The organism is Aequorivita marisscotiae (assembly GCF_029814825.1).
Classification (GTDB): domain Bacteria; phylum Bacteroidota; class Bacteroidia; order Flavobacteriales; family Flavobacteriaceae; genus Aequorivita; species Aequorivita marisscotiae.
The window spans coordinates 1,748,114-1,760,569 of the sequence record NZ_CP122379.1 but is presented as its reverse complement, the minus strand read 5'-3'; the positions used below and the strand labels follow the sequence as shown (position 1 = coordinate 1,760,569).

At 37.1% G+C, this 12,456-nt stretch carries 14 protein-coding genes; 11 read left to right on the top strand and 3 right to left on the bottom strand.

From position 1 onward, the window contains the following. Positions 1-56 precede the first annotated feature (56 nt). Positions 57-548: a metallophosphoesterase family protein gene (locus QCQ61_RS08050; RefSeq protein WP_279447119.1), complete on the top strand. Its 492-nt coding sequence runs from the start codon at positions 57-59 to the stop codon at positions 546-548. A 126-nt stretch (positions 549-674) separates the two neighbouring features. On the opposite strand, the gene QCQ61_RS08045 is transcribed toward QCQ61_RS08050, so the two are convergent. Continuing rightward, positions 675-1,085: a DUF4293 domain-containing protein gene (locus tag QCQ61_RS08045; RefSeq protein ID WP_279447117.1), complete on the bottom strand. Its 411-nt coding sequence runs from the start codon at positions 1,083-1,085 to the stop codon at positions 675-677. Between the two features lie 202 nt (positions 1,086-1,287). On the opposite strand from QCQ61_RS08045, the gene rho reads away from it, so the two are divergent. Both rho and QCQ61_RS08035 read left to right on the top strand, forming a co-directional pair. Beyond that, the gene (gene rho / locus QCQ61_RS08040; protein ID WP_279447116.1) at positions 1,288-3,045 is read left to right on the top strand and encodes a transcription termination factor Rho; all 1,758 of its coding nucleotides are present in this window, start codon (positions 1,288-1,290) and stop codon (positions 3,043-3,045) included. A 128-nt stretch (positions 3,046-3,173) separates the two neighbouring features. Continuing rightward, positions 3,174-4,922 (top strand): M14 family metallopeptidase, encoded by a 1,749-nt coding sequence (locus tag QCQ61_RS08035; RefSeq protein ID WP_279447115.1) that lies wholly within the window; start codon positions 3,174-3,176, stop codon positions 4,920-4,922. On the opposite strand, the gene QCQ61_RS08030 is transcribed toward QCQ61_RS08035, so the two are convergent. Further along, the gene (locus tag QCQ61_RS08030; RefSeq protein WP_279447114.1) at positions 4,884-5,513 is read right to left on the bottom strand and encodes an NUDIX hydrolase; all 630 of its coding nucleotides are present in this window, start codon (positions 5,511-5,513) and stop codon (positions 4,884-4,886) included. The two genes, QCQ61_RS08035 and QCQ61_RS08030, sit on opposite strands and share 39 nt — an antisense overlap. A 7-nt stretch (positions 5,514-5,520) precedes the next feature. Here QCQ61_RS08030 and pyrE point away from each other — a divergent pair, with 7 nt between their 5' ends. Continuing rightward, the gene (pyrE, locus tag QCQ61_RS08025) at positions 5,521-6,162 is read left to right on the top strand and encodes an orotate phosphoribosyltransferase (protein ID WP_279447113.1); all 642 of its coding nucleotides are present in this window, start codon (positions 5,521-5,523) and stop codon (positions 6,160-6,162) included. Positions 6,163-6,235: 73 nt separating this feature from the next. Further along, a complete protein-coding gene (locus QCQ61_RS08020) occupies positions 6,236-6,628 on the top strand; it encodes an SRPBCC family protein (protein WP_279447112.1) in 393 nt (130 codons plus the stop codon). A gap of 170 nt (positions 6,629-6,798) precedes the next feature. Here the strand turns inward: QCQ61_RS08020 and QCQ61_RS08015 are convergent, their stop codons facing one another. After that, positions 6,799-7,530, bottom strand: coding sequence for a biotin--[acetyl-CoA-carboxylase] ligase (locus QCQ61_RS08015; RefSeq protein WP_279447111.1), 732 nt, complete (start codon positions 7,528-7,530; stop codon positions 6,799-6,801). An 89-nt stretch (positions 7,531-7,619) separates the two neighbouring features. Between QCQ61_RS08015 and rsfS the strand changes: the two genes are divergently transcribed. From rsfS to QCQ61_RS07985, 6 genes are all read left to right on the top strand, one after another. After that, positions 7,620-8,009, top strand: coding sequence for a ribosome silencing factor (gene rsfS, locus QCQ61_RS08010; protein WP_279447110.1), 390 nt, complete (start codon positions 7,620-7,622; stop codon positions 8,007-8,009). 14 nt (positions 8,010-8,023) lie between these two features. Next, a complete protein-coding gene (ftsH, locus tag QCQ61_RS08005; RefSeq protein ID WP_279447109.1) occupies positions 8,024-9,985 on the top strand; it encodes an ATP-dependent zinc metalloprotease FtsH in 1,962 nt (653 codons plus the stop codon). A gap of 113 nt (positions 9,986-10,098) precedes the next feature. Further along, entirely contained in the window at positions 10,099-10,713 is a 615-nt protein-coding gene (locus tag QCQ61_RS08000) for an LUD domain-containing protein (RefSeq protein ID WP_279447108.1), read from the top strand. 1 nt (position 10,714) lies between these two features. Next, positions 10,715-11,548 carry a phosphatidate cytidylyltransferase gene (locus QCQ61_RS07995; protein ID WP_279447107.1) on the top strand — a complete coding sequence of 278 codons (834 nt, stop codon included), beginning with the start codon at positions 10,715-10,717 and terminating at the stop codon, positions 11,546-11,548. Next, complete coding sequence (locus QCQ61_RS07990) at positions 11,538-12,188, top strand: phosphatidylserine decarboxylase family protein (protein WP_279447106.1); 651 nt, start codon at positions 11,538-11,540, stop codon at positions 12,186-12,188. The genes QCQ61_RS07995 and QCQ61_RS07990 overlap by 11 nt, the downstream gene beginning before the upstream one ends. Next, positions 12,188-12,454 carry an acyl-CoA-binding protein gene (locus tag QCQ61_RS07985; protein WP_279447105.1) on the top strand — a complete coding sequence of 89 codons (267 nt, stop codon included), beginning with the start codon at positions 12,188-12,190 and terminating at the stop codon, positions 12,452-12,454. Before QCQ61_RS07990 ends, QCQ61_RS07985 begins: the two co-directional genes overlap by 1 nt. Positions 12,455-12,456 lie beyond the last annotated feature (2 nt).

Here is a 12,456-nt window from a genome sequence, read left to right as displayed (position 1 = left end):
TTATGTTATAACTTTGAAAAACTTAATACCTTCGCCAAACACCAATCCTATCTATTTTGAAAAAAATTCTGCTTTTAAGCGACACCCACAGCTACATAGACGAAAAAATATTGACGTATGTAAAACAAGCAGATGAAGTTTGGCACGCCGGCGATATTGGAGATCTTTCGGTGACCGATGCCATTAAAAAATTAAAACCACTTCGCGCTGTGTACGGCAATATTGATGGCACTGAGGCGAGAATGGAATTTCCGTTACACAATCGTTTTATGTGCGATGGGGTTGATGTCTGGATTACACATATTGGCGGTTATCCCGGTAAGTACAATCCCTCCATTCGGCACGAAATTTACGCCAATCCACCAAAGTTATTCATCTGTGGCCATTCGCATATTTTAAAAGTTATGCCAGACAAAAGTACAGGTTTGCTACATATGAATCCCGGTGCGGCCGGAAAACACGGATTTCAAAAAGTACGCACCATGCTCCGTTTTGAAATTGAAGGGGAACTTATTAAAAATTTGGAGGTAATTGAGTTTGAGAGATAATTTTTACAGCTGAGAATCTTTAATGTTTTTAAGGTTTATTTTAAAAATTTCAGCAGTATCAAAATAACAAAAAACCCCCAAAGGTGGCATCCTTCAGGGGTTTTGCACTAATATACCAAGATTGGTTTATCGTAAACGATCAACAGATTTTACAAGATCCTCATCCTTTTTAATGGCCTTGTTGGCCAGCACTAAAAATACGATAGAAATGATAGGAAGAAGCACCCCAATACCCTTCTCTGAAACTAATGTTTCTCCGGATAAAGTAAGCGATCTGTAAACGAAAACTCCTAGTAATACAAAGTTTGATATAATGTTTAAACGGTTAAGAACAAATTGTGTTTGCCGTTTTTTAAAACTTAAAATTGAAATTATGGCCAGTGCAATAGAGACGAATATTAGAATAAAAACCAAAGGCTCGTCGCGCTCTATGATTGCTGTGCCGTTTTCGCCTAAAACAACTGGAAACCAATAAAATAGCACACCCATAATTAGGGCCGAAACAATTAAATATATAGTTTGAATACGTTGAATCATCGTGCAAAAACTTAAATGCGCAGCAAAAATACAGTTTCTTTTTAAAAAAAATAACAGTACTTTTTAATTTATTATTGTATTATTGCAGTAACAATACGTAACCAACTCAATAAGGGTTACTTAGTCTTCGAAAAACTTTCAACGTACTTATTCTTCTCTATAGAAACACATTAGTATAAACTTTAACTACAGTATTCAATACATGTTTGAAATTTCAGAATTAAAAAACAAAAAGCTTCCTGAACTTCAGGATATCGCTAAAGAACTCAATGTGCCGAAATATCGCACACAAAAAAAATTAGACTTGGTATATCAAATTCTAGACTACCAAGCCGCAAATCCCAAGGCTGTTAAGGCAGTCTTGAATGCAGACACTTCTGCCCCCGACACAAAAAAAGACGATAAAGCCCCTTCCGCCTCGGACAAAGCTGAAAAAGACAATAAATCCAATCAGCAAAAAAGCAATAGCCGAAACAAAAAAACACAGCCTCAAAAGCAACAACACACTAAAAAAAGTGATGATGCAAAAAAAGCTGATGACCCCAAAAAAGGTGATGACAATAAAAAAGGTGGCGACGACAAAAAAAGTGCTGACGATAAAAAGCATACTTCAGATAAGCGCTCTTCTAACGATAAAGGCGACAAAAAGAATAGCGATAAAAAACAGCAACACCAAAAATCTGGTGCTAATGATAATAGGCAGAAGCATCAGCGCAGTGATAATTCAAATTCAGACAACCGTCAAAAGCACCAAAGCCACAAGCAAAAAGATGGCAATACGCACGACAACCGAAACAATGGCAATAAAGATTCTCGCAATAGATACAGAGAACCGGATTACGAATTTGACGGTATAATTGAAAGTGAAGGCGTACTAGACATTATGCAGGATGGCTACGGATTTTTACGATCAAGCGATTATAATTATTTATCATCTCCAGATGATATTTACGTTTCGCAATCGCAGATTCGTCTATTCGGATTAAAAACCGGCGATACGGTTTTAGGCGAGGTACGCCCACCTAAAGAAGGTGAAAAATACTTCCCGTTAATCAAGGTGGTAAAAATAAATGGCCTAAACCCTAATGTGGTTCGCGACCGTGTATCTTTTGAGCATTTAACACCGCTTTTCCCCCAGGAAAAATTTAATATTGCAGATAAGCAAAGTACCATATCAACACGAATTATAGATTTATTTGCGCCTATCGGTAAAGGCCAACGTGGTATGATAGTATCGCAACCTAAAACGGGTAAAACCATGTTGCTAAAAGATATTGCGAATGCAATTGCTGCAAACCATCCCGAAGTGTACCAGATTGTTCTGTTAATTGATGAACGCCCGGAAGAAGTTACCGATATGCAACGAAATGTTAGAGGCGAGGTAGTTGCATCTACTTTTGATAAAGAGGCAACTGAACACGTTCGCGTAGCAAACCTGGTAATTGATAAAGCAAAAAGATTGGTAGAATGCGGCCACGATGTGGTAATTTTGTTAGATTCTATTACACGTTTGGCAAGAGCTTACAACACGGTACAACCTGCAAGCGGCAAAATTTTGAGTGGTGGTGTAGATGCAAATGCACTACATAAACCAAAACGCTTTTTTGGAGCTGCCCGTAATATTGAAAATGGAGGTTCCTTAAGTATAATTGCTACTGCATTGACCGAGACCGGTTCTAAAATGGACGAAGTAATTTTTGAAGAGTTTAAAGGAACTGGAAACATGGAGCTTCAATTGGATAGAAAAATTTCCAACCGACGAATTTTCCCGGCGATAGATCTTACTTCATCAAGTACACGCCGTGATGACTTGTTGCTCGATGAAAATACAATTCAGCGAATGTGGGTATTGCGCAAATATCTTGCAGACATGAATCCTGTTGAAGCAATGGAGTTTATTAACGACCGCATTAAACAAACCAGAAATAACGAAGAGTTTTTAATTTCAATGAATGGTTAAAAATTTTTAAAACCGAATAAATTGAGCCCTGCAAAATTTTGCGGGGCTTTTTTATGCGTAATATTTCGCTCCTTGTTCCAGAAAATGTCATTTTTGGTTCTTTATATTTGTTCTTTATAAATATTTCAATGAAAAACATCGTTTTCTTTTCCTGTATTCTTATTGCCGTACTTATTGGTTCTTGCCAGAATATTTCGGCACAAACCTTAACCACCACTTTCGAAAATTCAAATGGTCTTAAAACTGGCACCTATTCCGAAACAATAAATTTCTATTTATTACTCGAAAAGAAATTTCCTTCAATTAGTGTTTTTGAAATTGGACAAACAGATAGCGGTTTTCCGCTGCACGTGGTGCTTTTTGACCCTGATGATAAAACCCATTCAAAAGAAACATTTTCTAAAAACGGTAAAAACGTAATTTTAATTAATAACGGCATCCACCCCGGCGAGCCAGACGGAATTGACGCTACGATGCTGCTATTTAGAGATTATGCCGAAAATAAAATCACCTTGCCCAAAAACACCATTATCGCCACAATTCCTGTGTATAATATTGGCGGTGCATTAAATAGAAACAGCACATCCCGCACTAATCAAAACGGACCCAAGGAATACGGCTTTCGTGGAAACGCGCGCAATTTTGATTTAAATCGCGATTTTATTAAAGCCGACACCAAAAATTCCAGGGCCTTTTCCGAAATATTTCACTGGTTAAACCCTGATCTATTTATAGATAATCACGTGAGTAACGGAGCCGATTACCAATATATACTTACCCACCTCTTTACGCAGCACAACAAATTAGGAGGCGCCTTAGGCAACTATTTGCACAGCTCATTTATGCCGCAATTGGAAGATTCGCTTCAAAAAAAACAATGGGATATTACTCCATATGTAAATGTTTTTAATCAAGTTCCGGAGAACGGATTTTCGCAATTTATGGATTCGCCGCGCTATGCGTCGGGATACACTACCTTGTTCAATACACTGGGGCTCACCGTAGAAACACATATGCTAAAACCTTACAAACAAAGGGTTGAAGGCACTTACGAACTAATGAAAAGTTTTATAAATATTGCTGATGAAGATGCAGAAAAAATAAAAATACTTCGCAGAAATGCAGTTGAAAAATTTAAAACAAAAAGCCACTACCCTCTTACGTGGCGAGTAGATTCTTCAAAAACAACAACACTCTCTTTTAAGGGATTCGAAGGTAAAATGATACCGAGCAAAATTACCGGTGCCATGCGTTTAAAATATTTTAGAGATAAACCCTTCACAAAAAATGTTACCTATTACAACTATTTTAAAGCGGCAGATTCCGTAACAATTCCTTCGGCATACAATATTCCAAGAGGATATTGGAATGTAATAAACTTGTTAAAACTAAATAAAATTGAATTTTCAGAAATTAAAAACGACACCACCTTACTCGCCGAAGTATACCACATTAAAGATTTTGAAACCGTAAAAAATGCTTATGAAGGCCATTATTTACATTATAATACGCGGGTAAGCAAAAGCATAGAAAAAGCTACTGTAAAGAAGGGAGATATTTTAGTAAATACACAGCAAGCGGGTGTGCGTTACATTATAGAAACATTAGAACCCACGGCTCCCGACTCCTATTTTAATTGGAATTTTTTCGACGCAATCTTGCAACAAAAAGAAGGGTTTTCTCCATACATTTGGGAAGATTTGGCTGAGCAATTTCTAAATGAAAACCCTACCGTAAAAAAAGCATTCGAAGCCAAGAAACGCTCTGATCCCGATTTTGAAAAAAACTGGTATTTACAATTAGATTGGATTCACAAACAATCGCCAAATTACGAAAAATCACACCTCAGATATCCTATCGTTCGGGTGGGTGGTTAAATATTCTTTTGGAAAGAGTAGCTTAATATTTTCATAAGAATCTTGTAAAGCTTTTTGCGATTTTTCGAAATCTTTCCACTTTACTTTTTTAATACCTTCTTGGGCTTCGGGAATTAACGCGCCATCGTAATCGCTGAACATTTTATACCAGTAGGTAACTTTTAAGCGAAATTTTCCGTTACGCGTAAATACGTGGTAGGTAGTCATTATAAAATCGCGAATCTCCAAATCCTTCACTCCTGTTTCTTCAATAACTTCGCGCATGGCAGCTTCACGATGCGTTTCTCCTTTTTCAATTTTTCCTTTCGGAAGATCCCATTTCTTATTTCGGCGTATAAAGAGAATTTCATTTTTACTGTTGTAAACCATCCCACCGGCAGCTTCTACAACTTTAATTTTTTTCCGCAGAAAACGATCTAATTTTTCGGCATTTTTATGATAGAGATTAACATATAGCAGCTCGCCGTTATTTATTTTTTTTACCAATTTTTTAAAACGAGCTTGTTTTAAAGGAATGGTAGTGTAGTGCTCCCCAATATTTTTCTCCGTAGAGAGAATAATGGGAATATCTTTTACAAAAACTTTATACATTTGCACAATGATATTAAACAAAGATACGGCACAAAAAACCGCGGCATTATTACTGCAAATTAATGCAATAAAATTGCAACCGCAAAACCCTTTTACATGGGCTTCTGGATGGAAATCGCCAATTTACTGCGATAATCGCATAACACTTTCCTACCCAATGATTCGGAATTACATTCGTGAAAACCTCGCAAAACAAATAGAAGAATTGTACGGAAGGCCCGATATAATTGCCGGCGTTGCTACTGGTGCCATAGGTATTGGTATGTTGGTTGCCGACTATTTAAACGTTCCGTTTTGCTATGTTCGTCCGGAGGCAAAAGGCCACGGCCGCCAAAATAAAATTGAAGGTCATATAGAGCCCAATTCCAACGTGGTGGTCGTAGAAGATTTAATAAGCACCGGTAAAAGTAGCCTCATGGCCGTAGAAGCTTTAAAAGAAGCTAATGTTAATGTAAAGGGAATGGTTGCTATTTTCAGCTACGGATTTAACGTTTCGGAAACTAATTTTAAAAAGGCAAACGTAACTTTAAATACCCTCAGCAATTATGAAATGTTGTTAGAAGAAGCTGAAAGTTCAAAATATATTAATGCGGAAGAAGCAGGATTACTCTCGGAATGGCGCAATAGTCCTGAAACTTGGGGACAGTAACTATAGGTTCGAGTTTTAATATATTTGAAGTAGCTCGCAGCCGAAAAGTATTAATCATTAAGAAAAAGTTTAGATGAAATTAAATAGTAAAGAAGTAACCGTTCAAAAATCTGCAGAAGATCTTTGCGATTTTTTAACCGACGTAAAGAATTTTGAAACCTTAATGCCCGAAAATATCAGCAAATTTGAGGTTATCCGCGAAAATGCTTTTGTTTTTGGCTTAAAGGGAATGCCCGAAATAGCATTGGAAGTAAAAGAAGTTGAAAAGCCAAGCAAGGTTGTTTTGGGAGCTATCAGCGATAAAATTCCTTTTACATTAACTGCCAATATTGAAGCGGTTTCAGAAAACACGGCTACCGTGGCTTTGTATTTTGAAGGCGAATTCAATTCTATGATGGCTATGATGATAAAAGGTCCGATTTCAAAATTTATAGATACGCTTGTATCAAATATGGAGCAACTTTAATATTGGTTATTAATTCTGAGTAAAGTAGTACCACACCTATCCTGCAAGGTCTTTTTTCTGACCTTGTAGGTATAAACCTGTAGGTCAATTTCTGACCTTGTAGTTATCATTTCCAACCACGAAAAACCTACAAGGTTTCAACCCCGAAAAACCTTGCAGGAAGCGAGCAGTTAAAAAATCAATTTAACTTCTTTCAATTGGAATTTCCGAAACCCTTGATTTTCGGTATCCACTAAAAGTTCGCCAATTTCTGAAACCCCTTTAATTATTCCGTTAAAGTGTGAAGCTGTTGGCGTTTCAAAAACGGAAACTTTTTCTTTCTGAAATAAATGGTTTTCGTAAAGCTGTTTCATTTCCAGAAAGTCATTTTGGGATAGCATTTCTAAGTTGTCAAAAACACTTTTCAGAATTATTTGCCGCACTTCGTCCAGTTGAAATGTTTTGCCGGTTGCGAGCTTTAAGGAGCCAGCTTGTGGTAATTTTAAAAAATGCGTTTCATTCACATTAATACCTATGCCAATTACCGCTTGTTTTACAAAATTGCCCTCCAGAACGTTCTCAATTAATATTCCACCAATTTTCCTTTTGGCTGACAATATGTCGTTTGGCCATTTTATTGAAATATTTGGTATATTTAATTCGTTCATCGCTGCAGCGATACCCAGTGAAACTGCCATTGAGATGGCAAACTGTCGTTCTGCCAAAAGCCCGTTAAACACTTTAAAGATGCTGAATGTAAGGCTTTGGCCTTCACGGGAACTCCAACCATTTCCCATTTGGCCACGACCCGAAAGTTGTTTGTTGGTAACCACCACGGTTTCATCTTGCAGCTGCGTTTCCTTTGCTAACTGCTTTAAGTAACTATTGGTAGAATCGATGGCATTAAGTTTGATTATATTCAAAACGATAATTATGTTTAGTATTACGTTTTTAAAGCAGTTCAAGAAACAAAAAAGTAATAACTTTGCGAAATAGAAAAGAAAAATAATTAATGCAGAAAAAACAAACAGGCTTGCCCGATGAGGTGGGAACAGATCAACTTATTGCCCAAATAATTAATGGGATAGAAGATGTAAAAGGCCAAGATATTGAAATTCTTGACTTACGAGATATAGAAAACACCGTTTGTGACTATTTTATAATCTGCAATGGTACTTCCAATACACAAGTTAACGCCATTGTAAACTCCGTTCAAAAATCCGTTAGTAAAGCTTTAAAGGAAAAACCGTGGCACGTTGAAGGCAGCGACAACTCGGAATGGGTATTAATGGACTATGTACACGTTGTAGTTCATGTATTTCAAAAGCACATTCGCGAGTTTTATGATATTGAAGGGCTTTGGGGCGATGCAAAATCGGTTAAAATAGAAACAACACATTAAAAGAGAACAGCCCTATGGCCGAAGAAAATAAAAACAAAAATAAAAAGAGCGACTCAAAAAAGCCAAAACCAAATTATTACTGGATCTACGGAGCAATAATCCTGTTGTTTTTTGGCCTCCAAATATTCGGGGGTGGCAGCTGGTCGCAACCTGCAAAGACCAACCAAGCCAAATTTGAAGAGTTTTTAAAAAATGGTGATGTTGCTAAGGTTGATATTATTAATAAAAAAATAGCCAAAGTTTATCTTACGCAAGAGGCCAAACAAAAGGAGGTTCACGCTAAAAAAGGAGATACTCCCGCATTTTTGGCTCCGGGACCAAACGATCCCGATTATCAATTTGAATTTGGTGATTTACAGTTATTTCAAAAAGATTTTCAGGATATAAAAGCCGAAAATAATCTACCTGCAACCTTAAATTTTGAAACAGACAGCAATGTTTGGGGCGATATTTTAATGGGTATTTTACCCTTCGTTATTATTATTGCCATTTGGATTTTTATTATGCGCCGTATGTCTTCTGGCGCTGGTGGCGGTGCTGGCGGACAACTTTTTAATATCGGAAAGTCTAAAGCAAAATTATTTGACGAAAAAACCGATGTAAAAACCACTTTTAAAGATGTTGCCGGTCTTGAAGGAGCAAAGGAAGAAGTACAGGAAATTGTAGATTTCTTAAAACAACCCGATAAATACACCTCATTAGGAGGTAAAATTCCTAAAGGAGCTTTGTTAGTTGGCCCTCCGGGAACAGGTAAAACTCTTTTGGCAAGAGCCGTTGCAGGCGAAGCTCAGGTTCCATTCTTTTCACTGTCAGGATCAGATTTCGTTGAAATGTTTGTTGGAGTGGGCGCATCGCGTGTTCGCGACTTATTTAAACAAGCTAAAGATAAAGCACCGGCCATTATTTTTATCGATGAAATTGATGCTATTGGACGTGCAAGAGGAAAAAATAATTTTTCCGGAAGCAATGATGAACGCGAAAATACACTAAACCAGCTCTTAACAGAAATGGACGGTTTTGGCACCAATACAAATGTGATTGTTTTGGCAGCTACCAACCGAGCCGATGTATTAGACAAAGCCCTTATGCGCGCAGGACGTTTTGACAGACAAATATACGTTGACCTTCCAGACGTTCGCGAACGTAAAGAAATTTTTGAAGTACACTTACGCCCTATTAAAAAGGACGAAAATCTAGATACAGATTTTCTTTCAAAACAAACACCTGGATTTTCGGGTGCAGATATTGCAAACGTTTGTAACGAAGCCGCATTGATTGCCGCTAGAAATGGTAAAAAATCTGTTGGAAGACAAGATTTCCTAGACGCCGTTGATAGGATAGTAGGCGGTCTTGAAAAGAAAAACAAAATAATGACAATGGACGAAAAACGTGCCATTGCATTTCACGAGGCAGGTCACGCCACCGTTAGTTGGATGCTGGAACACGCTGCTCCCTTGGTAAAAGTAACCATCGTACCACGTGGCCAATCTTTGGGTGCCGCTTGGTATTTGCCCGAAGAGCGACTCATCATCCATCCAGAACAAATGCTGGACGAAATGTGCGCTGCTCTTGGAGGTCGTGCCGCAGAAAAAGTTATTTTCGATCGAATTTCTACCGGAGCTTTGAGCGATCTTGAAAAAGTTACAAAACAAGCTCGAGCTATGGTAACTATCTATGGGCTGAATGACAAAATTGGAAACCTAACCTATTATGACAGCAGCGGACAATCTGAGTATAATTTCTCAAAGCCTTACAGTGAAAAAACTGCCGAATTAATTGATAAGGAAATTTCTCTTCTAATTGAAACCCAGTATCAACGGGCGGTAAAGCTCTTGGAGGAAAACAAAGATAAATTAACCGAACTGGCGAATGTATTACTCGAAAAAGAAGTGATCTTTAAAGATAACCTTCAAAAGATTTTTGGAGATCGTCCGTTTGAAAAGCCAGAAGAAGTAACCAGAGCGGCAACTACTTAATTGTTGTCGTTAACTGGTAGCCTTAAAACTTTATTTTGCAGGTGTTACAACTTCAATATAGATTTTATATATTTGAAGTATAAGATGCATAAAAACTTCTCAATTCATTATAAATGAGTCTATTTAAAAGACTTCTAAATCCCAATTATAAAAAATCGGATGGGAAGGCTAAAAGAGCCCAACATGCCGACCATAGCAGTTATTACCCCGAACAGAAACTTCCGGTAGATGAAAAATTTACCTTTAACTTCAAAAATAACGGCGGTAAATTTATCTATTGCGAAAATTGGGAAGAGATAACTGAAGCTTTTGACAATATAATGCTAGAGAACGATTGGTACGAGCAAGATGTGTTTTGTATTAACAAACAGTTGTGCCAAAAATTTGATGGTTTCAACCTCAACTTCGGCAGTTCAGAAAAAGCTACCTTCTTTCTTTCTAATTGCGAATCGTTGGTTGCCAATAACGGTTCTATCTTGTTATCTTCAAATCAAATAAAAGAAAAGAAGTTAAAGGAATTGCCTCTAAACGTTATAATTTTTGCAACCACTAGCCAGTTGGTAGATACAATTAGTGAAGGTTTGCGAATAATTAAAAACCAAAGTTCAGGTTACATTCCAAGTAACATCACTACAATTCAAGACTTTGAAACTGAAAAAGAAAAGGATTTTATGAGTTATGGAAGTAGCACAAAAAACCTATATTTGTTGCTACTGGAAGACTTATAATATGAAGGAAATTCTCATACGGACCCTCTCGGGCGTATTATACATTTCGATCATCATTTTTGCAATGTTCACCTCGCGTGAATGGTTTATGGGGCTCTTTTTTGTACTCGCAATTATAACTTTAAGTGAATATCTTAAACTAGTTCATCTAACCAGTTATTTAGCATACTTTATACTTGCAGCGGGGTTTTATTTTTTAAGCTATCGCGTATTTTCAGAAAATGCCGTGTACTTACTATTAATCTTAAGTGGATTTGTAAATCTGTACTTATTGAAAGATGTATTGTGGACGAGCAAAATTCCAATGTTTGAAAAGAAAAAATACATAACTGTAATTTTCTACATTATTAGTGGTTTTATATTTCTTACGCTTATTCCCGTTTTAGACATTAGCGGAAAGTTTAAACCCGAAATAATCGTTGCCGTTTTTATATTAATTTGGAGCAACGATACATTTGCTTTTCTAATTGGTAAAAACTTTGGAAGGCATAAGCTTTTAGAACGTATTTCGCCTAAGAAAACAATTGAAGGATTTGTAGGGGGTTTAGCAGGCACTCTTTTGGCAGGATTTGTTATCTTTAAGGTATTGCAAACGCACCGTCTTTTCGATGCGCAAATTTACCCATTGTGGGTTTGGATAACGATGGCTGTAATTATATCGGTTTTTGGTACTGTGGGCGATCTTATTCAATCAAAATTTAAAAGGCAGGCAGGTGTAAAAGATAGCGGAATTATTATGCCCGGTCATGGTGGTCTGTACGACAGATTAGACAGTATAATTTATGCCAGCCCATTTGTTTATGCATTTTTATTAATTGTTGACAATGTTTCATAAAGAAGGATTTAAAATTATTTTTATTGCACTGGTACTCGTTATTGGGCTTAGCCTTTTGGCGAATATCTTTATTGACCATCCAACCATTCGCGGGGGTGTAATTATTTCGTTAATAATACTTTTGCTTTTGGTTTTACAGTTTTTTAGGAACCCAAAACGAAATTTTTTGGTGAATCCAGATCAAGTGCTCTCCTCTGTAGATGGTAAAGTTGTAGTTATTGAAGAAGTTTTTGAAAAAGAATATTTTAACGATAAGCGACTTCAAGTATCTGTTTTTATGAGCCCCATAAATGTACATATTACTCGGTATCCGGTAGCGGGAAAAGTGGTTTACAGCAAATACCATCCAGGCAAATATTTAGTGGCTTGGCACCCGAAGTCTTCCGAAGAAAATGAACGCACTACCGTAGTGGTGAAGAATGATGCCTTTGGAGCTATTTTATTTAGACAAATTGCAGGAGCACTTGCAAAACGAATTGTAAACTACGCTAAAGTTAATCAGGAAGTTAATCAAGCGGACGACAGTGGTTTTATAAAATTTGGGTCGCGTGTAGATATATTTTTACCTCTCGATGCTAAAATAAAAGTTGCTCTCAATCAAAAAGTTAAGGGAGGAATTACAGTAATTGCCGAAAAATAATGACTTCTGAAGAATTAGACATCGCTTTTAAAAATGCGGTAAAGAGCATTAACAATCATCAAGAGCCTTTTCCGGCCGATGTACTGTTGCGTCTCTACGCATATTACAAGCGCGCAACCAACGACGCCCACCAACCCAGCGGAAGAAAACCGCATATTTCTGCCTTTAAAACCAATGCGCTATTCCAAACTCGTGGCCTCACTCCAGATGAAGCAAAAGAACTTTATATAGAAGCCGTAAACCAATATTTTTTATACCGCAAATAGTG

Bases quoted from the DNA above. Each gene is read 5' to 3' on its own strand.
- QCQ61_RS07990 (WP_279447106.1), top strand. From the start codon at position 11,538: ATGTTTCATAAAGAAGGATTTAAAATTATTTTTATTGCACTGGTACTC.
- QCQ61_RS07985 (WP_279447105.1), top strand. From the start codon at position 12,188: ATGACTTCTGAAGAATTAGACATCGCTTTTAAAAATGCGGTAAAGAGC.
- QCQ61_RS08000 (WP_279447108.1), top strand. From the start codon at position 10,099: ATGAGTCTATTTAAAAGACTTCTAAATCCCAATTATAAAAAATCGGAT.
- QCQ61_RS07995 (WP_279447107.1), top strand. From the start codon at position 10,715: ATGAAGGAAATTCTCATACGGACCCTCTCGGGCGTATTATACATTTCG.
- QCQ61_RS08030 (WP_279447114.1), bottom strand. From the start codon at position 5,513: ATGTATAAAGTTTTTGTAAAAGATATTCCCATTATTCTCTCTACGGAG.
- rho (WP_279447116.1), top strand. From the start codon at position 1,288: ATGTTTGAAATTTCAGAATTAAAAAACAAAAAGCTTCCTGAACTTCAG.
- QCQ61_RS08035 (WP_279447115.1), top strand. From the start codon at position 3,174: ATGAAAAACATCGTTTTCTTTTCCTGTATTCTTATTGCCGTACTTATT.
- QCQ61_RS08020 (WP_279447112.1), top strand. From the start codon at position 6,236: ATGAAATTAAATAGTAAAGAAGTAACCGTTCAAAAATCTGCAGAAGAT.
- QCQ61_RS08045 (WP_279447117.1), bottom strand. From the start codon at position 1,085: ATGATTCAACGTATTCAAACTATATATTTAATTGTTTCGGCCCTAATT.
- rsfS (WP_279447110.1), top strand. From the start codon at position 7,620: ATGCAGAAAAAACAAACAGGCTTGCCCGATGAGGTGGGAACAGATCAA.
- ftsH (WP_279447109.1), top strand. From the start codon at position 8,024: ATGGCCGAAGAAAATAAAAACAAAAATAAAAAGAGCGACTCAAAAAAG.
- pyrE (WP_279447113.1), top strand. From the start codon at position 5,521: ATGATATTAAACAAAGATACGGCACAAAAAACCGCGGCATTATTACTG.